The organism is Neisseria sicca, from assembly GCF_017753665.1.
Classification (GTDB): Bacteria; Pseudomonadota; Gammaproteobacteria; order Burkholderiales; family Neisseriaceae; genus Neisseria; species Neisseria flava.
Genome location: NZ_CP072524.1, coordinates 1,103,246 through 1,125,276, shown reverse-complemented (window position 1 = coordinate 1,125,276; position 22,031 = coordinate 1,103,246). Strand labels below are relative to the sequence as shown.

At 46.1% G+C, this 22,031-nt stretch carries 17 protein-coding genes; 9 read left to right on the top strand and 8 right to left on the bottom strand.

Features of this window, described 5'->3' with window-relative positions; translation table 11 throughout:
- Window positions 1–4: 4 nt before the first annotated feature.
- Window positions 5–991, bottom strand: a complete 987-nt coding sequence (locus tag J7445_RS05265) for a GlxA family transcriptional regulator (RefSeq protein WP_209283270.1) — start codon at window positions 989–991, stop codon at window positions 5–7.
- Between the two features lie 97 nt (window positions 992–1,088).
- On the opposite strand from J7445_RS05265, the gene J7445_RS05260 reads away from it, so the two are divergent.
- Entirely contained in the window at window positions 1,089–1,940 is an 852-nt protein-coding gene (locus J7445_RS05260) for an MBL fold metallo-hydrolase (protein WP_209283269.1), read from the top strand.
- Between the two features lie 120 nt (window positions 1,941–2,060).
- On the opposite strand, the gene J7445_RS05255 is transcribed toward J7445_RS05260, so the two are convergent.
- From J7445_RS05255 to J7445_RS05225, 7 genes are all read right to left on the bottom strand, one after another.
- Window positions 2,061–3,140, bottom strand: a complete 1,080-nt coding sequence (locus J7445_RS05255; RefSeq protein ID WP_209283268.1) for a hypothetical protein — start codon at window positions 3,138–3,140, stop codon at window positions 2,061–2,063.
- 21 nt (window positions 3,141–3,161) lie between these two features.
- Entirely contained in the window at window positions 3,162–3,608 is a 447-nt protein-coding gene (locus J7445_RS05250; RefSeq protein WP_209283267.1) for a hypothetical protein, read from the bottom strand.
- Between the two features lie 91 nt (window positions 3,609–3,699).
- Window positions 3,700–4,641 carry a dicarboxylate transporter/tellurite-resistance protein TehA gene (tehA, locus tag J7445_RS05245; RefSeq protein WP_209283266.1) on the bottom strand — a complete coding sequence of 314 codons (942 nt, stop codon included), beginning with the start codon at window positions 4,639–4,641 and terminating at the stop codon, window positions 3,700–3,702.
- A gap of 208 nt (window positions 4,642–4,849) precedes the next feature.
- Complete coding sequence (locus J7445_RS05240) at window positions 4,850–5,599, bottom strand: class I SAM-dependent methyltransferase (RefSeq protein WP_209283265.1); 750 nt, start codon at window positions 5,597–5,599, stop codon at window positions 4,850–4,852.
- A 220-nt stretch (window positions 5,600–5,819) separates the two neighbouring features.
- Window positions 5,820–6,068, bottom strand: a complete 249-nt coding sequence (locus tag J7445_RS05235) for a CsbD family protein (protein ID WP_209283264.1) — start codon at window positions 6,066–6,068, stop codon at window positions 5,820–5,822.
- Window positions 6,069–6,195: 127 nt separating this feature from the next.
- Window positions 6,196–7,725 (bottom strand): ABC transporter permease/substrate-binding protein, encoded by a 1,530-nt coding sequence (locus J7445_RS05230; RefSeq protein ID WP_209283351.1) that lies wholly within the window; start codon window positions 7,723–7,725, stop codon window positions 6,196–6,198.
- 75 nt (window positions 7,726–7,800) lie between these two features.
- Window positions 7,801–8,010: a heavy-metal-associated domain-containing protein gene (locus J7445_RS05225; RefSeq protein ID WP_154885967.1), complete on the bottom strand. Its 210-nt coding sequence runs from the start codon at window positions 8,008–8,010 to the stop codon at window positions 7,801–7,803.
- A 554-nt stretch (window positions 8,011–8,564) separates the two neighbouring features.
- On the opposite strand from J7445_RS05225, the gene cas3 reads away from it, so the two are divergent.
- From cas3 to J7445_RS05185, 8 genes are all read left to right on the top strand, one after another.
- Entirely contained in the window at window positions 8,565–10,952 is a 2,388-nt protein-coding gene (gene cas3 / locus J7445_RS05220) for a CRISPR-associated helicase Cas3' (protein ID WP_209283263.1), read from the top strand.
- A 96-nt stretch (window positions 10,953–11,048) separates the two neighbouring features.
- A complete protein-coding gene (locus J7445_RS05215) occupies window positions 11,049–13,931 on the top strand; it encodes an SNF2-related protein (RefSeq protein WP_209283262.1) in 2,883 nt (960 codons plus the stop codon).
- Window positions 13,931–14,941 carry a nucleoid-associated protein gene (locus J7445_RS05210; RefSeq protein WP_209283261.1) on the top strand — a complete coding sequence of 337 codons (1,011 nt, stop codon included), beginning with the start codon at window positions 13,931–13,933 and terminating at the stop codon, window positions 14,939–14,941. The genes J7445_RS05215 and J7445_RS05210 overlap by 1 nt, the downstream gene beginning before the upstream one ends.
- A 2-nt stretch (window positions 14,942–14,943) precedes the next feature.
- Window positions 14,944–15,879, top strand: a complete 936-nt coding sequence (gapS4a, locus tag J7445_RS05205) for a GapS4a family protein (RefSeq protein WP_209283260.1) — start codon at window positions 14,944–14,946, stop codon at window positions 15,877–15,879.
- A gap of 2 nt (window positions 15,880–15,881) precedes the next feature.
- Window positions 15,882–17,054 carry a GapS4b family protein gene (gene gapS4b / locus J7445_RS05200; protein ID WP_209283259.1) on the top strand — a complete coding sequence of 391 codons (1,173 nt, stop codon included), beginning with the start codon at window positions 15,882–15,884 and terminating at the stop codon, window positions 17,052–17,054.
- Between the two features lie 38 nt (window positions 17,055–17,092).
- Window positions 17,093–18,886, top strand: a complete 1,794-nt coding sequence (locus J7445_RS05195) for a site-specific DNA-methyltransferase (protein WP_209283258.1) — start codon at window positions 17,093–17,095, stop codon at window positions 18,884–18,886.
- Window positions 18,864–19,271, top strand: a complete 408-nt coding sequence (locus J7445_RS05190; protein WP_244969542.1) for a DUF1016 N-terminal domain-containing protein — start codon at window positions 18,864–18,866, stop codon at window positions 19,269–19,271. The genes J7445_RS05195 and J7445_RS05190 overlap by 23 nt, the downstream gene beginning before the upstream one ends.
- Before the next feature lie 11 nt (window positions 19,272–19,282).
- Window positions 19,283–21,994 (top strand): DEAD/DEAH box helicase, encoded by a 2,712-nt coding sequence (locus tag J7445_RS05185; RefSeq protein ID WP_209283256.1) that lies wholly within the window; start codon window positions 19,283–19,285, stop codon window positions 21,992–21,994.
- Window positions 21,995–22,031 lie beyond the last annotated feature (37 nt).

The following is a 22,031-nucleotide window of genomic DNA, read 5'->3' as shown; positions in this document are numbered from 1 at the left end:
CGAGCTATCTGCCAAATACTTTCCGCCAGGCATTCGGATTGATTTTAAACTTGGCTTTGAACTGCAAACGTAGGTTTGCCGCGCTGCCGAAGCCGCTTTGTTCGGCGATGCGTTCTATCGGCAAGTCCGTATTTTCCAATAAATCCTGTACCTGCCATAGCCGCTCTGTGGTGAGCCACTCACCGAAATTCATGCCTGTGGCTTGAGAAAAATGGCGGATAAAGGTACGGCGGGAAACGGCTAATTTTTTTGCCAAATCGTCCAAGCGGTATGGGGTGGCAAGGTTTTGGCGCAGTTCGTCCAATAAGTGATTGATTTTGTCATCGGCGGTACGACGTTCGACAGGTCGGTGGATAAACTGTGCCTGCCCGCCTTCGCGGTGTGGTGCCGCAACCAAGGTACGGGCAAGGTCGTTGGCAACGGTTGCACCGTGGATTTTGCGGATGAGGTAAAGGCAGCAATCCAGCCCGCCCGCCGCGCCTGCCGATGTTAAAAAGTTGCCGTTTTCCGCATATAGGCGGTTGGTATCTAGATGAATTTTAGGGAAACGGCGGACAAAGTCGTCTTCGGCAAGCCAGTGGGTGGCGGCGGTTCTGCCGTCTAAAAGTCCTGTGTAGGCAAGGGCGTAAGTGCCGTAACATAGGGCGGTGATATGCACACCACGTTGTACCGCTTTCTGTAAATGTGCGCTCAACTCGGGTGTCGGGGCTTCTTCAATATTGCGCCAGCCTGCGATGACGATGATGTCGGCTTCTTCCGTCAAATCCAAGCCGCCGTGTACGGGAATGCTTGCGCCCAGTGCCGTGATAACGTCTTTGCTGTCATCGGAACAGATTTTCAGGTCAAAGAGTGGATTGTTCCGATAGGTCGTCTGAAAAACAGAAAAGGGAATGTTGAAGACAAAATCATTCATGCCCGATTGAGCATATAGCACGATTTTGGGAACAGTTTGATTTTGGCGAAACTCGTTACGCTCGTTTTCAGACGACATTTTGGCACTATCCTTGCGTTTGTTGGCAATATTGCCTATTTTAGCCGATACACCTGCTGCTTAAAATACGCTCCATGATTTTTTAAGGAGCAACATCATGAAATCCAAGCAATTTATTCTTGCCACTGTTTTGGGCGCGACAGCCTTTTTCGCTTGGGCAGACGATTCATACCAACATATCCGTAACGCTACCGCCAAAGTCGAATATGCGGGGCAGACGTTTTTGATTGACCCGTTTTTCGCCCCCAAGCATTCCATGAACGGCTTTGCCGGCACGTTCAATAACCAAGCCAAAATGCCGCTGGTCGGGCTGCCGATGAGCGTGAATAAAATTTTGGACGGTGTGGATGCAGTTATCGTTACCCATACTCACGAAGACCATTGGGACGAAACCGCCGCACGTTCCATTCCGAAAAACCTGCCCGTATATGTGCAGCACCAAGCCGACGCGGCAAAAATCCGCAGCCAAGGCTTTACTGATGTACGCGTGTTGAACGGCAGCGCTGTCTTCAACGGCGTAACCATCAGCAAAACCGGCGGCGTACACGGTACAGAAGCCATGTATGCCAACCCGCAGCTAGCCGAAATCTTAGGTGATGCAATGGGTGTGGTATTCCAAAGCAACGGACATAAAACCGCTTATATTATGGGTGATACTGTGTGGACGGCAGATGTAAACAAAGCATTGAACCGCTACAAACCCGATTATCTGATTATGAACACGGGCTATGCGCTGATTTCAGGCATTTCAGACGGCATTATTATGGGGACGGCTGATGTATTAAAAGCCAGCCAAGTCATGCCTAAAGCCAAAATCATCACCGTACACATGGATACTGTGAATCATACCGCCGTCAGCCGCGCCGATATGCGTAAATTTATACGCGGTCAAGGCATTGAAAGCCGTGTGAACGTTCCGGAAGACGGAGAAATCGTGAAGCTGGATTGATAAACGGCACATTACCCTAAGCAGCCTGCACATTGTTTTCAAAGTGCAGGCTGCTTTTGGCTTTCAGGTAGCCTTTTGGCTGTGCAGAAACTTCGTTTTAACTTCGTTGAAGCTGCGCTTTCAGACGACCCCAAAAGCGGCTACCCGTTTCATCGGCCATGATTCGGTTGTCCAAACGCGTTCAAATTCTTCGGCGAAACCGTGTTGCGCGGCGTAGGTTTGCAGTTGTTGCAGCCAGGTTTTCGGGGCGATGTCGGCGACGGCGCGGGTGGTGTGCAGCAGGTAGGGGCGGGTATCGAAAGCGTGGACGATGTGCTGGCTGACGGCGTTTAAGGCTTGGGGATTGTTGTTGGTTTGTTGGGCGATTTTTTCGTATTGCGACAGGGCGGCGGCTTTTGCGGTTTCACGTTCGGCGGCGGTTTGCCGGCTGTGTCGGGCGGTGGTGGCTTGGATGGTAATCAGTGGCGGCAGTTGTCCTTCGGCAAGCGCGGCGGCGAGGCGCAGGTGTCCGTCTAAAATCAGCTGGCGGTTGGATAGGGCAGAGAGTTCGTACACCAAGACGGGCGGCAGTTGGTTTTGCCGTGCGCGTTTGCGCCAATATTTCAGACGGTCGTCTTCGGCGTGGTGGGTTTTCAGGGCGATGAAGCGTTCGGCTTGGGTGTGGAAATCGTTGTCCAGTGCGTCGAAGCGGCTGCCTGAAAACAGCCATTGGGCGTAGTTTTCGTCGGTTTCGGGTTGTACTACGGTGGTGTCGTGTCGGCATTCGCCCCATCGCTGCGGCAGGGTTTGGGCAGGGCGGTAGTTGAAATGCCATTCGCCGATGCCGAGCAGCCCTGTGTCGTGGGCGGCGAGTTGTTCGATGAAATATTTGTTCCACAACAGGCCTTGTTCGGCAGCAGGTTGGCGGGCGATATGTTCGTTTACGCGGCTGCCGATGTATCCGACGGGCTGGTATGCCTGCCAGCTTTCGGCATAGCTGCGGACGAGGTAAACGTCGTATAAATCGTGGCTGAAGAACGACCAGAACACGGGTTCGTCTTGATAGGTCAGGCTGAGGCTGATGCCGTCGGGCGTGTGGAGTTTCAGACGACCTTGCGTTTGACGGTCGATATGCAGGGCGAGGCTGTTTGGGGAGGCGGGATGGTGGGTCAGGCTGCTGCTGTATTGTTCCAGCGCGGCGTTGAGCGATCGGTAGTACATGGGGCATCCTTTGAAAGGCGTTCAGCGATAACTGATGACGATCATCGTACTGCCGTCTTTATTGTGGTAGTACGCGCCCGCATTGCCCCATGCAAATCGACGGCACTTGCCTGCTGCCGATGTTTCAATGGAGTAAGGGGCATCGCCCAGCTGTTTATCCAGCCATCGATCAAATTGTTTTCTGCGTTGCAATTCGCGCTCCTCCGACCATGCTGCCCAGCTATTGTCCTCGCCTATCGGACAGAAGAATATGGATAAGCGCTCCAGCCGCTGCTGCTCGAACCGGGCGGTAAGGGTGTATTGTTCGGACTGTTTGGTAAATGACAAACCGAAAAATGTTATTCCCGCTTGCAGATGATTCGGGCTGGATTTTGGGAAGCATGCAATCCAGTCATCAAGCGTGGTGCGCGCGCTAATAATGTTGCCGTCTGGCAGGATGATGCTGCCGTTTTCAGGGTTTATCTTCATCGGTTTGAATTTCCAAATGTAGTTTTCAGACGACCTAAAACCATGTTCGTATCCATGTCCGTTTTATAACGCCTTTAAATCGCACGATTTTTCATTTAACCAACAACCGTCCCTGTCTCGCCAAATTCAAAGTAGCCAGCAAAAGCAACATCACCAAGCCGGAGCCTGTGGTGGCGAGGAAATAGCCTAAAAACAGTAAACGCTGTTCGGCGATCAAATGAAAACCGCAGCCCGTCATCGCCGCCAAGCCGAACGAGAAACCCCAAAAGCTGGGGCTAAACCCCTGCTCCAGCATCCAAGGAAGAAGGCGCAGCAGCAGCAGGAATTGCAGGCAGCCGTAGCCGATTAAAAGCAGCGCGAAGGCATCGATGTGTCCGCCCGATACGGCAAAATAGGTGCCACAGCCGACAAAAGCGGGCGCAAGCTGAATGCCGACAATACCGCGCGCAGGGGCGTTGACGGGTGTGCCGGTGCGCAAACGGCTCAATATGGCGGCTTCCAAGCTAAGCCATGAAAACAGCCCCGCGCCCAAAAACAGCCAAGCGTAATCCGACCAACCCAACGCTGCCATCGCGGTCGCGCTGACAAAATTGGTGGCAACAGTGGGCAGGTAAACAATCGGTGTGGTGGCATCAAGGGTATGGACGCCGCGCCACAAGCCGCCTGCGCGGTACATGGCAAATGCCAACTGTCCCGCCGTTCCCAGCAAAATCAACCCTTTTGCCAGTAGCGTTTGATAGGGTAAGGCTGTCAAACCTGCCAGCATAGCGGTAATCGGAATTGCGCTGATGAAACAGCATTGCACCAAATCCTGCAAATCCTGCAAAAATTCGGGGCGGAAAAAACGGATTTTAACGATGTAGGCAATGACCAGCATCAGCCAAAGCACAAAGGCGGCGGCTAATAGCGTTTCCCCAGCCCAATGCGGCAAAAGCCCGATACGCGCGCCGTAACGCCAAGACAAACCGAGAGCGAAAAGCCCCAACGGCATGCTGAAATAGCTGAGGGGGACGGGAAATTTTCGGGTACTCATGACAATGTGTGTTTTAAGGAAAGGCGGTAGTATAGCCGATTCAAATCGGTAAATGCAGCTTGGGTTGAATCATAATAAAGACGCTAAATCTGTCCGGAGTATCGGATTTCAGCATGAGCCGTATTGGGCATTGATATTCGGATGTTTGAGTTTATAAATGTGGTTTTCAGACGACCTTTTCAGATTTCGAGGTCGTCTGAAAAATATTTCAAACAGGTTTGCGGAAGGTGATGCAGTAAAAGCGGTTGCTCCACAGCAGCCGCGTTTTCTTTTCCTGAACGGTTTCGGGAATGCAGTTTTCAATTTGTGTCAGATCGAAATCGGTGTCTTGGAAATAGCTCCGCGTAAATAGGCTTTTTTTGTATTGTTGTTGGATGAAGTCGGTGGTTTCGTCTGCAATCATGATTTTGGTGCCGGGCTTGGCGACGCGCAGCATTTCGTTGATGGCTTTTTGCTTGTCGCTGAAAAAATTGATGCCGCCCACATGGAATACGACGTCGAATATATTGTCGGCAAAGGGTAAATCTTCGGCGTTGCAGTGTACCAAGTCCAAGCCTGCTGCTTTTTCCCGCCATACGTCGCGGCAGCGCTCCAGCATACCGAGCGACAGGTCTGCGCCGGTTAAATCCAGCGCGGCGGGATCGATGTCGGCGGGCAGGTGGTTTAAATCGGTACCTGTGCCGATGGAGACGTAGAGCGCGGTGCAGTCCTGCCGCCATTCCAGTTCGCTCATCAGGCTGTGCCGTGTCTCGTTGATGCTGTTGCCGTATCTGAGGCGGGCGATCCAGCGTTCGCCGAAATCGTACCAACGGGCGAGGCGGTTGTACATTTTCATGTATTTGGCGTTGTCGCCCGTTACGTTGTCGGAATCGAGGCACAACAAGATACCGTCTTGTTCGGGCGGAAGCTGATTTTGCAGGGCGGGTTTGAGCTTTTGGATGAGTTTGGCGGAAGGCATGGTGCTTCTCCTGTCGATGATTAAACTATGCGTATCTCGAGTCGGTTTCGGCAAAACCGTTAAAGCGTTGGATTCATCTATCCAACTTATCCGGCGGGGTCGTCTGAAAGTTTGATTAGATGGGGAACAGGCGATTTTGGATGGCTGCGCTGCCTGAAATAAAGGCCGTCTGAAATCGTGTTTCAAACGGCCTTTTGACATAGTTTAAGACAAGGATGGATTAGAACTTGCTTTTGATGTCGTCAATCATGTGCTCGGCTTTTTCTTTTGCTTCGCTAACCAGATGTTCTGCTTCTTCTTTGCCTTTTTTCAATACGTCGCTTGCTTTTTCCTCAATGTCGGCGGCAACTTCTTTGACTTTGCCGATGCCTTGTTGGATCACGCCTTCTGCTTCGAGTTTGGGATCGTCTAAGAGTTCTCCGGCTTTCTCTTTTACATTACCGCTGATTTGGTCTAATTTACCGCTCATGGCTTATTTCCTTGATGTTTGTGTTGATCGAGAGCCCACTATAGTCTAATCGGTAGCTTGTTGCAACTTGGAGGTCGTCTGAAAACCCGCTTCAATAAAATGAAAACTGCTTTTCAGACGACCTGAATCATTTGCCCTTATCGTTAATCAAACCGTTTTTCTGCAAATAATCCCGCGCTACGTCCGCCGGTTTTTCTCCGCCTACTTTCACGCGGTAGTTCATTTCAGTCATTTCGGCTTCGCTGATTTTGCCTGCCAGCTTGTTCAATGCGTTCACGATGTCGGGATGCTGTTCGGCAAACTCGGTTTTCATCAGCGGAGCTCCTTGATAGGAGGGAAAAAGGGCGATGTCGTCTGAAAGGACGGCGAGGCGGTATTGTTTGAGATCGCTGTCAGTGGAGTAGGCTTCGACGAGGTCGATTTTGCCGTTTAGCAGGGCGGTGTAGCGCAGGGCGGGTTCGAGCGTCGAGAGGTGGCTAAACTGTATGTCGTGTTGTTGCAGACCTTTGTAGCCGTCGGCGCGGTCGGTAAATTCAAGGGTAAAGCCGGCGCGGATTTGGTTTTGCACGCGTTTGAGGTCGGAGATTTTGTGCAGGTTGTGCGCGACGGCATAGTCTTGGCTGACGGCGAGGGCGTAGGTGTTTTGGTATGCCATCGGCGGTAAAAAGGTCAGCCGGTGTTGTCGGGCGAGCAGTTCTTTGGCGGTTTGGTAGGTCTGTTCGGGCGAAAGACGGCGGTTCTGCTGTTCGGCGGGGACTTTGACCAGACTTTCCAGGACGGTACCGGTAAATTCGGGGTAGATGTCGATTTCGCCGCTGTTTAAAGCGTTGAACAGAAATGAAGTTTTGCCGAAATTGGGTTTGAGCGCCACCAGCGCGCGCGGATTATTTTCTTCAATCAACTGTTTGTACATATTGATGAGGATGTCGGGTTCGCTGCCGAGCTTGCCTGCGATGGTGATTTTTTGTGCGGATGGGTTCGTTTGAAAAATCGGTGCCAAGCCGATGGCGATAAGGATGGCAAGCAGGGCGGCGGTAATCGGCATTTTGTGTTTGGACTTTTGCAGTATGCCGATTCCGCCGCTGACCAATACGGCGAGCAGGGCGGACAGCAACGCGCCGGTAAACGTCATCGCCATGTTGTTTCGGTCGATGCCGAGCAAAATCAGGTTGCCCAAGCCGCCCGCGCCAATAAGCGCGGCGAGTGTCGCCGTGCCGATAATCAATACGGACGCGGTGCGGATGCCGGAAATCATGGCGGGCAGCGCCATCGGCAATTCAATGCGCCACAACGCCTGCCAACGGGACAAGCCGAACGCGGTGTGCGCTTCTTTAATGGCAGGATCGATTTGGCTCAAACCGAGATAGGTGTTCTGAAAAATCGGCAACAGGGCGTAGAGCGTCAGCGCGATCAAAACCGGCGGCGAACCGATGCCGACGAAGGGAATCAGCAAACCAAGCAGCGCAAGGGAGGGAATGGTTTGCAGGATATTGGTTACCTGTAAAACACCTTCCGCCCAACGACGTTTGTCCGCTAGCCATACGGCGAGCGGCACGGCAAGCGCGACGGCGCAAAGCAGGGCAATCAGGGAGAGGCGTAGGTGTTCAAGCGTTGCCTGCCACAGTTCGGCAGGTGGGACGGGAAGGAAATCGGGCATAAGGCGCAAATCAAACAAAAAGAACTTCACTACAACAAAAGGTCGTCTGAAACATTTTCAGACGACCTCGGAGGATTACAAAGCAGCGTCGTATCCGCCGTCTTCCACGGCCTCAATTAATGCGGCAGGATTGGTTTTCGCAGGGTCGAATTCAATGACCGCATTTTTGTTTTCCAAACTGACTTCGGCTTTCGCAACGCCTTCCGTGTTTTCCAAAATACGGGTAACGCTTTTCACGCAGCCGCCGCAGGTCATACCGCCGATATTGAGGGTAAGGGTTTCCATAGGATTTCCTTTCTGTAAACAAATTGAGTCTAAAAACCAATAAAATATGATGGGTTAACAAAAATCAGGATGAGGCAGAGAAGCAAGCCATAGTTCAAATCCAATCAACTATAACCCTAAATGTAGGGGCAAAGTCAAGCGGGTCGTCTGAAAACCTGTCATCGTTATATCTGCATCATTTGAGTGATCTCGGCATGTTTGATTTGTTCCATTACTCACAAATAGTCAAATTGATATTGTTATTTATTATAAATGCTGTATTATGTCCGGGTAATTATAACAAATAAAATAATAACATCATAAATTCCTAACTATCTCCTTTATCCGTCATTCAGACGACCTCATTCCGCAGATTTTCGATTTTTCAACACTTCAAGCTATTTATATGGCTTGTTCGTTAAGGCTTTGCACGTTTCAATTTTAGAAAATCGATGTGAATTTCGACTGCATCGTCCATATCCGCAAAACAAACGGGCAACCGCAGCCTGTCTTTGCAAAGACAAGTAGCAGAAAACAGAAATAGCCCGGCTGTGAAAATACCCAAGGGAATCTAGATGACGACTTACTACGCCCATTCTGCTCAAGACGAACTCGGTAATCTCTTACCTTACAAACATTGGCAAACCTTACAAAGCCATTCGGTCAATGTTGGGGAAATGGCGGCGGAGTTTGCTCAGGTGTTTGGTGCGCAGGAAATTGCCTGCCAGACGGGACAGCTTCATGACTTAGGGAAATATTCGGAACCATTTGACCGCCGATTACATGGTGGTCCATCAATCGATCATGCTACTGCCGGAGCCAAGATTGCAGTTGAATGCTGGGGAAATGTGATCGGTAAGCTGATGGCGTTTTGCATTGCGGGGCACCATGCGGGGCTTGCAAATGGCAATGGTGAAGGGGATAACCGCCGCACGTTAAAGCAGCGGTTAGCATTGCAATTTGACACAGATATTCCCGCTCTTGATAACCTGTGGCAACAAGAAATCAAGCTCCCTCAAAACCTGTCTGCACCGCCACTCAAGGCCGACGCGCATCATCCTTTTTTCTCCTACGCCTTCTTCACCCGAATGCTTTATTCTTGCTTGGTGGATGCCGATTATCTTGACACCGAAGCCTTTTATAGTGGATTAAATTTAAATCAGGACAAGGCGACGAAGCCGCAGACAGTACAGATAGTACGGCAAGGCGAGGCAACGCCGTACTGGTTTAAAGTTAATCCACTATATCTAAAGCTAGAAAACAAAGCCATCGAGCGCGGCGGGTATCCCGATTTAAACGCCTTACAACACAATTTCAATCAATTCATCAACGCGTTCAGACGACGTATCACCCAAGCTCCAGCGCAAACCGAAGCCGAAAAACGCAATGCTGCTTTAAACCGCCTGCGCAGCGAAATTCTGGAGCATGCCGTAGAACAAGCGGCGCAAGCACAAGGGCTGTTTACGCTCACCGTGCCGACCGGCGGCGGCAAAACCTTCACTTCCATGGCGTTCGCGCTGGAACACGCCAAACGGCACGGCATGCGGCGCGTGATTTACGTCATCCCGTTCACCAGCATCATCGAACAAAATGCCGCCGAATTTCGCAAAGCCTTTGGCGAATTGGGCGAACAAGCCGTGTTGGAACACCACAGCACCTTCGACGACGGCAAACTGCAAAATGAGGCCACCAAAGACAAATTGCGCCTTGCCTCGGAAAACTGGGATGCGCCGATTGTCGTGACCACCGCCGTGCAATTCTTCGAATCCCTCTTTGCCGACCGCTCCTCGCGCTGCCGCAAGCTGCACAACATCGCAGGCTCCGTCATCATCCTCGACGAAGCGCAAATGCTGCCGCTCAATCTTTTGCTGCCCATCATGCAAGCCGTCAAAGAATTGACGCAAAACTATCATTGCTCTGTCGTCATGTGCACCGCCACCCAGCCAGCCGTGCAAGCCGAAAACGGCTTCTATCGCGGCTTTGAAAACGTGCGCGAAATAGCCCCAAAACCGACCGCACTTTTCGACAAACTGCGCCGCACCACCGTGCAGCACATCGGCACACAAACCGATGCCGACCTGCTCACCAAATTTGGTGAACACCCGCAAATGCTGGTTATCGTCAACAACCGCCGCCACGCCCGCAGCCTGTACGACCAAGCCAAACACCTTGACGGCACGTTCCACCTGACCACCTTAATGTGCGCCAAACACCGCAGCCAAAAGCTCGATGAGATTCGATGTCGTCTGAAAAACGGCGAACCCTGCCGCGTTATCGCCACGTCTTTAATCGAAGCCGGCGTTGATGTCGATTTCCCGCTGGTGATGCGCGCCGAAGCAGGTTTAGACAGCGTTGCGCAAGCCGCAGGACGCTGCAACCGCGAAGGCAAAAGGCCGTCTGAAAACAGCTTTGTCTGGATATTCGCACCCGAAGATAAATGGCAAGCCCCGCCCGAACTTGCCGTCCAAGCCGCCGTTATGCGCCTGACCGCCGATGAGTTTTCAGACGACCTCTTATCCACCCAAGCCGTCGCCGCCTACTTCGCCGAGCTTTATCAATTAAAAGGCAGTGAACTGGACAATAAAAAAATTCTGAAAATGCACAACGATACAGGGCAAAGCCTCGATTTCCCATTCCAAACCATCGCCGACAAGTTCCGCATGATCGAAAGCCACATGCAGCCGCTGATTATTCCGTTTGATGCTGAGGCTGAAAGCCTCATTAGCAGCCTGCACCACGCCGACCACATCGGCGGACTCTTACGCAAACTGCAACCCTACACCGTCCAAATCCCCGAAAAAGCCCTCGCCGCTTTGTATAAAGCAGGACGTATCGAACCGATTAACGAGAAAAACTTCGGCAAACAGTTTTATACGCTGATTGGACTGGATTTGTATGATGAAGTGGCGGGGCTTTCTTGGGAGGATGTGGAGTTTTTGAAGAGGGAGAGTCTGGTGTTTTAAACTAACTTATAATTTATAGAATATTAATTTGATTTTTACCTTTAAAAGGCATATCCTTCCTGTGGCTTAAAAAGTAATTTGGAGAAAATTAAGACCATGTCCCAATCTCAACTGACACCACATCAAGCTCGATACTACTCCTGGCTTTTAACCCGTCAAGCCGAGGGTGGCAGTATGGACTCCTTAGCAACAACATTGGTTGATGCCCAAGTCGATTTAAACCCACATCAAGTTGATGCAGCTTTGTTTGCCTGCAAAAATCCGTTGTCGAAAGGTGTGATTTTGGCAGATGAAGTAGGTTTAGGAAAAACCATCGAAGCGGGCTTGGTAATATTGCAGCATTGGGCAGAACGCAAACGTAAAATTCTGATTATCACCCCAGCCAACTTACGCAAACAATGGCATCAAGAGTTACAGGAAAAATTTGGCTTGCAGGGCACAATTTTGGAGGCTAAAAGCTACAATGCCATAAAAAAAGCAGGTAAAAACCCTTTTCGTCAAGAAAATCCCGTTATCTGCTCCTATCAATTTGCTAAATCTAAAGCGGATGATATTAAGCAAATTGGATGGGATTTGGTTGTATTAGATGAGGCTCATCGTCTGCGCAATGTTTATAAGAAAAACAATGTTATCGGTAAAACGTTAAAAGAAGCATTGGAAAACGTGTCCAGCAAAGTCCTATTAACTGCTACTCCCTTGCAAAATTCTCTGCTTGAACTTTACGGCTTGGTCAGCATGATAGATGACCGTGTTTTTGGCGACTTAGATAGTTTTCGTGCTCAATTCGGTGCAAAGGCCACAGAACAGACCTTATCCCATCTGCGCCAGCGACTCAGCCCTGTTTGCCAGCGTACCTTACGCCGCCAAGTACAGGCCTATGTTCCCTACACTCAGCGCCTTGCCATCCTGCAAAAATTTACGCCATCCGACCAAGAACGAGAATTTTCTCATTTGGTTGCCGAATACCTGCGCCGTCCAAATCTGCAAGCAATGCCAGAAGGACAACGACAGCTTATTTCACTAGTATTGTGGAAACTTTTAGCCTCTAGTAGCCGTGCTATTGCTGGTGCACTGGATACTATGACCAAACGCCTGCAAGGTGTATTGGCAGAATCAACCGCACAAGACCTGGTCGAAACTCTGGACGAAGATTATGAAAGCTTAGATGAAACTGCAGAAGAATGGGAAGAAGAAAGCGGATCGAACATTCTGACTGCTGATGAATATCAAGCGATTGCCGATGAAATTAAAGAGCTTAAACATTTTAAACAACTTGCCGAAAACATTCGAGAAGACGCAAAAAGCCGTGCATTATTGACCGCACTTTCCACAGCCTTTGGCAAATTGAAAGAACTTGGTGCGGAGCAAAAAGCCATTATTTTTACCGAATCCAAACGCACCCAAGCCTATCTCTTAGAATGTCTTGCCCAAACTGACTACGCAGGCGAGAATGGTGATGGTATCGTGTTATTCAATGGCACAAACAGTGACCCACAAGCCCAAAAAATCTATAAAGACTGGCTCAAACGGCATGAAGGCAGCGATAAAATTACCGGTTCCAAAACCGCTGACACCCGTGCCGCTTTGGTAGAACATTTCAAAGAGCATGGCACCATCATGATTGCCACTGAAGCAGGTGCAGAAGGTATCAACTTGCAATTTTGCTCCCTCATTATCAATTACGATTTACCGTGGAATCCTCAACGTGTCGAACAGCGCATCGGACGGTGCCACCGTTACGGACAAAAGCACGATGTGGTTGTGGTGAATTTTGTCGATGAAAGCAATGAAGCCGATGCCCGCGTGTACGAACTTTTAGAGAAAAAATTTCAGCTTTTCGACGGCGTATTCGGCGCCAGCGACGAAGTGTTGGGGGCGATCGGTTCGGGCGTGGATATCGAACGGCGCATTGCCGAAATCTACCAAAATTGCCGACAGCCCGAAGACATCAAAAACGCATTTGACGAGTTGCAACACGAGCTTTCAGACGAAATCAATCAAAACATGATGAAAGCGCGCCAGACCCTATTTGAAAATTTTGATGAAAAAGTGCGCGAAAAATTACGCTTGCGGGATACGGAAAGCAAAAATGCGCGGGATAAATATGAACGTCTCTTATTGGATTTAACCCAAAGCGAATTGGGTGATGACGCCGATTTTGATTCAGACGGCTTTGTGCTGAAAAAACTGCCTGCGCGTTATACGGCAGAGCTGAATGAACCGATTCCGACAGGGCGTTACGAACTGCCGCGCAAAAACGGCGATGCCAAACTCTACCGCATTCAGCACCCGCTGGCACAAGCCATCATCGCGCAGGCGAAAAAGCGCGATTGTCCGCCCGCGCGCCTGCAATTGGATTATCAGGCATACGGCAGCAAAATCAGCACGCTTGAGGCTTATCGCGGACAAAGCGGGCAGTTGATAGCCAAAATCATCAGCGTCAGCGCATTAAACAGCACCGAGCAGCATCTGCTCATCGCCGCCGTAACCGAACACGGGCAGATACTGCAAGAAGACGATCCCGAAAAACTGCTGAAACTGCCCGCCACCATCAGCAACGCGAGCATCGATATAAAGGCACAAGAAAGCCTAGTTGCCGATGTGAACAACCGCCGCCAAACGCTGCTGAACCATACTACGGAGCGGAATTTGAGCTATTTTGAACAAGAAGTGCAAAAATTGGACGACTGGGCGGAAGACTTAAAGCAAAATCTGGAGCAGCAAATTAAAGAAACCGACCGCGAAATCAGAGAAATTCGCCGCACCGCCGCCACTGCCGCCACGCTTGAAGACAAACTTGCCTGGCAGAAAAAACAGCGGGAATTGGAAAGCAAACGCAGCAAACAACGCCGAGAACTGTTTGACAAGCAAGATGAAATCGAAACGCAGCGTAATCGACTAATCGAAGATTTGGAGCAAAATTTGCAACAGCAAGTGGAGGAAGAAGAGATGTTTTTTATTGAGTGGGGGATGGTGTGATGAATACCTTGTTGGATTTAGGTGCAGCGAAAGTAAAAAAAGTAATAGTACATCATGTGGGGAATAAGTTTAGAGATGAGGGAGTGATACTATCTGATGCGGAGTCAGAGCATGACGCAACTCTAGATAATCTTTTACTTAAATTCTTCTTAGCCCCTGTTGTAAATAGTGAAAATGAATACTTATTAAATCATGAGTCTGATATTAATTTAAATCTGATTAAACACTATTCATCGTTAGTATTTAAAGATGAAAATGAATTTGTTGCCGCTTCAGGGGCTATAGCGAAGCATTTATATATATCTTCAACCCACCCCAATATTGGAGGGGGGGAGTTTATTGAAATATTGTATGATGGAATAATAATAAATAATTTAGAAATCCAAGCAATTGGATTGTTTAGAATTGAATCTAAAAATATTTATTTAGATATTAAAAATAATCATCATACGATTAATATCGTGAAAAAAAAAGGCATTGCTGTTGATTCTATTCAAAAGGGAGCGGTAGTTTTATCAGTAGATAATACGGTATTCATTGTAGATAATCTTGGAAAGAAAACGAAATATTGGCTTGATAGTTTTATAAAAGCCATTCCTAAAAATACGACACAAAAATATGTGCAAGTTTTAAGTTCTGTTACGAAGGCAGTATCAAGTAAGATAAGTTTGCCACAAGATCATCTAAATTTTTCTGAAGCGTTGGTTAATGAAGATGCTTTATCCATCCATAAGTTGAGAGAAATATCAAGCCCCTTTATTGAAAGGAATGACTTTGATTCTATAGTGGATGGTATCGGTGTTAAGAGTGGTTTAGTGGTTGATGACGATTTTTCGGTTGAAACACAGATATTATCAAAGAAAGTTAGGGAAGTGATATCTAAGATAAGCATATCTAAAGGAGTAAATATTGTATTGTCAGAACCAAGTTTGAAAATATCATCTATTGATGTGCAAGATACTGAGTTTGGTTTAAGAGCTATTGTTGATATTAATAGAAAAGGAGAATAAATATGTCAGGTGAAAACTCTAAAAAATCTGGAGAAGTTGGTGAAAAACTTGCATCAACTTTGTTAGAGAAAATTGGCTGGAAGCATAAGATTCAAAATATTTCTATCAACTGCAATAATAGCAATCATATAAACGATTCAGGTAACCAAAGGAAAAGTCATGGGGATGATATTGTTTATATATATGATAATCCATTTCATGATGAAACTACAGTAGTTGCCCATGTTTCAGTTAAACATAATTGGGATGGATATTCTGATTTGGAATCAGATATTAGACGAAAATTTAATAATGACATTAAAGAACTAGAGCAGATTATCCAGTGTGCAAAATATAATTCAGAAATTGATTCTCTTATTGAATCATATAAAGCCAAGGTTAATGTAAGGCACATAGGCGTTCTAGTTTGGTTGCATAATGATAAAGACAATATTGATAGAAATATTCTGCCAGTCATTGCGAGATCCAAGCCGAGTTTAGATGGAGATACACCTTATTATATTATAGATAGTGGCAGAGCTAGTTTTATTTTAAAAGTTATAAATGACTTATCAAGTAAATCGAATGGAAATTATCAATTTTATTACCCTAAAATTGGAACATCTATTTTGGTTGATTCGGATAGGAAGGGGAAATTTCTGCCTATTGAACTAATATCATCGGACATTATTACTGCTATTGTTGATATTGATGGTAAAAATAAATTCTATCTATATAGTCGGGAAAGTTTTAATGAATTGACTTGTAAGAATATGATAGCTTATGCATTAAACTTTTCGGCTGGATTGGTTAGTGATATTTGTATTGGGTTTTCTGATTATAATCCAACACGGGATAGTAACATTGTTAATAAAGCTAGCCTTTCTTTTAAGGAAAGAAGTGAGAGAATTCAAGTTTTCTCTTATAACGAATCAATTTTAAATTTATTTCAGGAGTAAACATGAGCAAGCAAATTGACTTGAAAGGATTGATACCTTCAGGGGCTGAACTTCGGATTCTCCTGAATAGTAATCATATTTCCTATGGAGACATTAGTTCTACATTAAAGGATAAGGGGATCTTTTGTGGAAATAGCGATAAGATTATTTCTGTTCCGTTACTTACAGCAACACTTTTAACATCGGATGAATATGCAAGAATAATTGATAACTCAATTTCTAGAAGTTCTAAGCCTAAAAATAAAATATCTAGCTTGGAATTGGTAGGGGCGGGTATTGATTTAAATACACCACTTAAAAATTTATTTTCTTCACAATTTAATCCTTTTGAAGATATACCAAATATTGAGGTAACCAAAAAGCCAAATCCAATATTTGATAAAAATAATACTGTAAGGATTAGATATGAAATAAAAAGAATAGATTTTAGTAAAGATTTTTTAAAGCGAGAAATGTTTTTTGAAGGGGAAGTTTTAGTTCAAAAGAAAGATACTGATCTTAAAATAGAATTTCTATCTACTCATACATCTAAAGAAACTGAAATTATAAATCAAAGAATTTGTGCTGCCATTGCGAAAAAGCTGAAAAATTTTGGAGTTATTAAAAGCGATATTGAATCAAAAATTATTTTTAATGCTTTTAAAGAAATAGAGAGGGTAAGATTTTTTAAAAGACTGACAGCTGGTCAGGGAACATTTTTAATATTAGACAATGTAAATGAAGTAGTTATTAGCAGAGAAGCTTCAACAAAGCCATTACCTGATGATCCAGAAGTATCATGGATGAATCAGACTGTAAAGTATATGACTATAGATGGTGACCGATTACATAATATATTTTTAATTTCTGATGAAAAATACTACCAATATTACTTCATTGATAATATGGAATTAACCTATAAATATGAATTTGGTATAAATAAAGGTCGGGTAAAAGTAGCTTTTTTCTTTAGTTCTTCATCAAGAAAAAAGGATTTCGATAGAAGTTCTGAATTTGCTTTTGAAGTTATTAATATTAAAACTGAAAATGAAACCACGTCTATTGTCAAAAAAAATATTGAGAATTATATATTGGAAAATGTTAGGATCCTGATAAAAAATGAATATCAGAAAATTATTGAAGAGCGTGATAATGAGTCGCAGGCTATTGAAGGTAATGGGAAATCATCCAAGTAAAAACTAAAGCAGTCAGATTTATTTGTAGAGGACAAAGAATGACCAAACAAAAACTAGAACTCACCTGGATAGGCAAACATAAACGTCCGAAGTTAGAAGCGCGGATTTTGCTCGAAGATCCTGAAAAATCCTATCACGCCAAAGTGCGGTCGGAGGCGGCGGCGTTTGACAACCGATTGATTTTTGGTGACAACCTGCTTGCGCTTAAAGCTTTGGAGCAGGAATTTACGGGCAAAGTATCTTGCATTTACATCGATCCTCCATTTAACACGGGCGATGCCTTTGAAAATTACGATGATGGCCTAGAACATTCTATCTGGCTTGGTTTAATGTATGAACGTTTTAAGCTTTTGAAAAATTTATTAGCTCCCAAAGGTTCTATTTTTGTCCATCTAAATGATGATGAGCTCGATTATTGTAAAGTTGTTCTTGATGAAGTTTTTGGAAGAAATAATTTTGTAAATAGAATAACGATTGAAGCAAGATCACCATCCGCTTTTAGTACGGTTAATCCAGGAGTATTTAAATCTTCTGAATATATTCTTTGGTATGCAAGAGATAAAAGTGAATTTATTGAAAATTCTGGACGTGTAGCTCGTACACCAGACTATGCATATAACAAATGGTTAGAAAATCCAAAGGATAATTTTTCAAACTGGAAGTTATCCCCTTTGATGGATGCTTATGAAAAATCTCCACCTTCTCGTTCTAGACGACCAGATTCTATTTTGGAACATTTTCATGATTTTATAGTAAATAACTCAGAGCAAGTTTGCCGTTTAGCATCTATAAGTGATTCAGGGGCAGGTGAAAAGATTATTCAGCTAAAAAAAGAATCGATAAGAAATCCAGGAAAAGTTTTCAAATTAGAGCGTTTAGGAGATCTTGACGATGTATATGTTTTAGATGGACAGCAATTAATTTTTTATAAAAAAAATGTTGCAGAGATTGACGGAAAGCTATCAGCAACAGCACTACTAACTAATATTTGGAAAGATATTGCATGGGAAGGAATTGCAAAGGAAGGAAGTGTCACTTTCCGAAAAGGAAAAAAACCTGAAAAATTGATTAAACGTTGCTTAGAGCTAGCTACGAATCCCGGCGATCTTGTCCTTGATTCCTTCGCCGGAAGCGGCACCACCGGCGCAGTTGCCCATAAAATGGGACGGCGTTGGATTATGGTGGAGCTGGGCGAGCATTGCCATACCCACATTATCCCACGTTTGCAAAAAGTCATCGATGGCGAAGACCAAGGTGGTATTTCCAAGGCGGTGAATTGGCAGGGCGGCGGCGGATTCCGTTATTTCCGCCTTGCGCCAACATTGATTGTCAATGACAAATGGGGCAATCAAATCATCAATCCCGACTACAACCCTGAAATGCTGGCGGAAGCGTTGGCGAAGCTGGAGGGATTTACCTATATGCCGTCTGAAAACCTTTGGTGGCAGCACGGTTATTCCAGCGAAAACGATTTTATCTACGTTACCACCCAAAGCCTATCTGTTGAGCAGTTGCAAGTGCTTTCAGACGAGGTTGGAGCAGGTCGCAGCCTGCTAATCTGCTGCTCCGCTTGGCGTGGGATTACGGCAGATCAGGCAGCAGAGCGTTTCCCGAATCTTTCCTTAAAAAAAATCCCCAAAATGATTTTGAAACGCTGCGAATGGGGACACGATGATTACAGCTTGAACGTCGCCAATCTTCCGATGGCAGAAGAAGAGCCTGAACCAAGGTCGTCTGAAAACCAACCCGCCGCCAAAACCAAACCCGTGAAACGCAAAAGTGCGGTCGAAAATCAGGGCGGATTGTTTGATGGAGAGGATAGTGATGGGTAAGGAAATGGCGATGATGCCCGCCGATTATGTGCAATGGCTGGCAGACATTAAAAACCGGGTGCTGACCGCACGGTACAAAGCGGTTTTGGCTGTAAATGCCGAGCTGGTATCGCTTTACTGGCATATCGGGCGGGATATTTTGCAACGGCAGGCTGCGCAAGGCTGGGGTAGCAAAGTGATTGACCGCTTGGGGCGGGATTTGCGCGAGGCGTTTCCTGAAATGAAGGGGTTTTCCCGTGCCAACCTTCTGTATATGCGGGCTTTCGCTGAAGCCTGGACTGATTTTGAAATTGTCCAACAGGCTGTTGGACAATTGCCGTGGTTCCATCTTTGTACCTTGATTGACAAAGTGAGAGACACACAACAAACTGAAAACAAGAGATAAGAGATAAAACCATGAGCATCAGAACTCAAAACTATATCAACGGACGTTTGTCTTTACGTGCACCGCAAGCAGAAAGTTTGGCGAAGTTAAAGCAGGCGTTGGATGCTGCCCCGGAAATGGCACAAAAAGATCGAGATGTGGCTGCAGTGTTGAATACTTTAAAAGCAGAGTTTTCTACTTTAGAAGATTTTGAGCGGGAATTTCCGTCATTGTGCTTTGCTTTGGCAACGGGGGTGGGAAAAACCCGCCTAATGGGGGCATTTATCGCCTATCTGCATTTGGCACACGGTATCAATAATTTTTTTGTACTTGCACCGAACCTGACAATTTATAACAAGCTGATTGCCGACTTTACACCGAATACGCCGAAATATGTGTTTAAAGGTATCAGCGAATTTGCGGTAAATCCACCTAAACTGATTAGCGGCGACAACTATGAGCAGCAGAATTTGAGCATGGGAATGGATAATCTTTTTGGTGAGATTACCATTAATGTGTTCAATATTTCCAAAATCAACAGCGAGGTGCGCGGCGGCAAAGAACCGAAAATCAAGCGGATGCGTGAAGTGCTGGGTGATAGTTATTTCAACTATCTGGCGAATCTGCCCGATTTGGTATTGCTGATGGATGAATCGCATCGCTATCGAGCGCAGGCGGGGATGCGGGCGATTAATGAGCTAAATCCGCTTTTTGGCTTGGAGTTAACTGCTACGCCATTTGTGGAATCCACCAAAGCGCCGATTCCGTTCAAAAACGTGATTGTAGATTATCCGCTGGCCCGGGCAATGGACGATGGTTTTGTCAAAATGCCTGCGGTAGTTACGCAGCGCAATTTTGATGCGAAAAATTATACGCCCGAAGAAATTGAGAAAATCAAGTTGGAAGACGGCGTGCGTGTGCATGAAAACACCAAGGTCGAGCTTATGACTTATGCTCGGGAAAATAATGTTGCTGTAGTGAAGCCTTTTATGCTGGTGATTGCTCGCGATACCACGCACGCGGCGCAATTATTGTCTTTACTGGAATCGGACAACTTTTATAACGGGCGTTATCAGGGCAAAGTGATTCAGGTGGATTCGAGTAAATCAGGCAAAGACGAAGAAGAAATGATTGAACGACTTTTGGCGGTGGAGAGCGTGGATGAGCCGACGGAAATCGTGATTCATGTCAATATGCTCAAAGAGGGCTGGGACGTTACCAATCTTTATACTATCGTACCGCTGCGCGCTGCCAATGCTAGAACACTGATCGAGCAATCTATCGGACGCGGTTTGCGTCTGCCTTACGGAAAACGTACGGGAGTGGAAGTGGTAGATAGATTGAACATTATCGCCCACGACCGCTTTCAGGAAATCATCGATGAAGCCAATAAAGGTGATTCAGTGCTGAAATTGAAACAGGTGATTTTGGATGCACCAAGTGCGGACGATAAAAAAATCAGCGTGCAGGTGTATAGCGGTGTGGAAACGATATTGGGATTGGCGGAAACGTCGTCTGAAAATACAAAACAAGCTATTTCAGAAACCAATTCTTCAGTCGATTATCAGCCTGTTTTTAAAACTGAAACCGAAAAACGCATTGCCCACACAGTAATGGAAGCTGCGGCAAAATATGCTACCCGTCCAAGTGAAGCACCAACTTCCCAAGCCTTATTGACAACGGAAATCCGCGAAAAAATCGTTCAAGAAGTTCAGACGGCATTACAACCGATTCAAGGGGAATTGCCGATGGATGAGCTGGATATAGCTGAGATTGTTGCTAAAACCACAGAAATAATGGTGAATCAAACCATCGATATTCCTAGAATCACAGTTGTACCTAGCGGGGAAGTCAGCACGGGATTTCATCCGTTTAAACTCGATTTAAGCAGCCTGCATCTACAACCGAGTGAACGTGAAATCACTATTCACAATCTGCACACTAATGAACAAAGTAGCCTGTCTGCTGAATTGGGTATGAAGGAAAAACGCCCTGAAGACTATATTGTTTTTTCGCTGATGGATTTCGACGATATCGACTATTTCACCCAAGCCGACTTGCTTTACGATTTGGCGGGGCAGATGGTGGCGCACCTGCGCGGTTATTTATCCGAAGAGGAAGTTCTAAGTGTGTTGGATAAAGAACGTCGTCTAATTGCCCGTGAAATCCATGCCCAAATGATGGCGCATTTTTGGGAAAAAGTGGCGAGCTATGAGGCGCTCGTCAGCCAAGGATTTAGTACACTCAAACCATGTAACTATACTGTTTCAGCTGATGAGCCGATTCATTCTGTGCGACAAACACCAAAAGATGTCAGCCGTATTAAGCAAATGCTGTTTGGCAGCTTTTCCAAATGTCTGTATCCCTTACAAAAATTCGACTCTGATACTGAACGCCGTTTTGCTGTGATTCTGGAACGAGAAGCGCGAAAATGGTTCAAACCTGCTCAAGGACAATTCCAGATCTACTGGAAATCTGGTTTCGACTCTAAAGAATATATCCCTGATTTTGTTGTAGAAACCGAAGATTCTATCTGGCTTGTCGAAACTAAAGCAGGTAAAGATTTAAAAGATCCTGAAGTTTTGGCAAAAGCTGATGCAGCTTTTGAATGGTGCAAACACGCTACGGATTATGCGTTGCAGCACAATGGTAAGCATTGGCGTTATGTACTGATTCCGCATGATGAAGTTGCCGAATCAAAAAAATTGGCAGATTTTTTAAGATTTGAGAAAAAGTCTGTCTAAAGCGGATCGCACTTATCAAGTGCGTGGGTTGAAACTA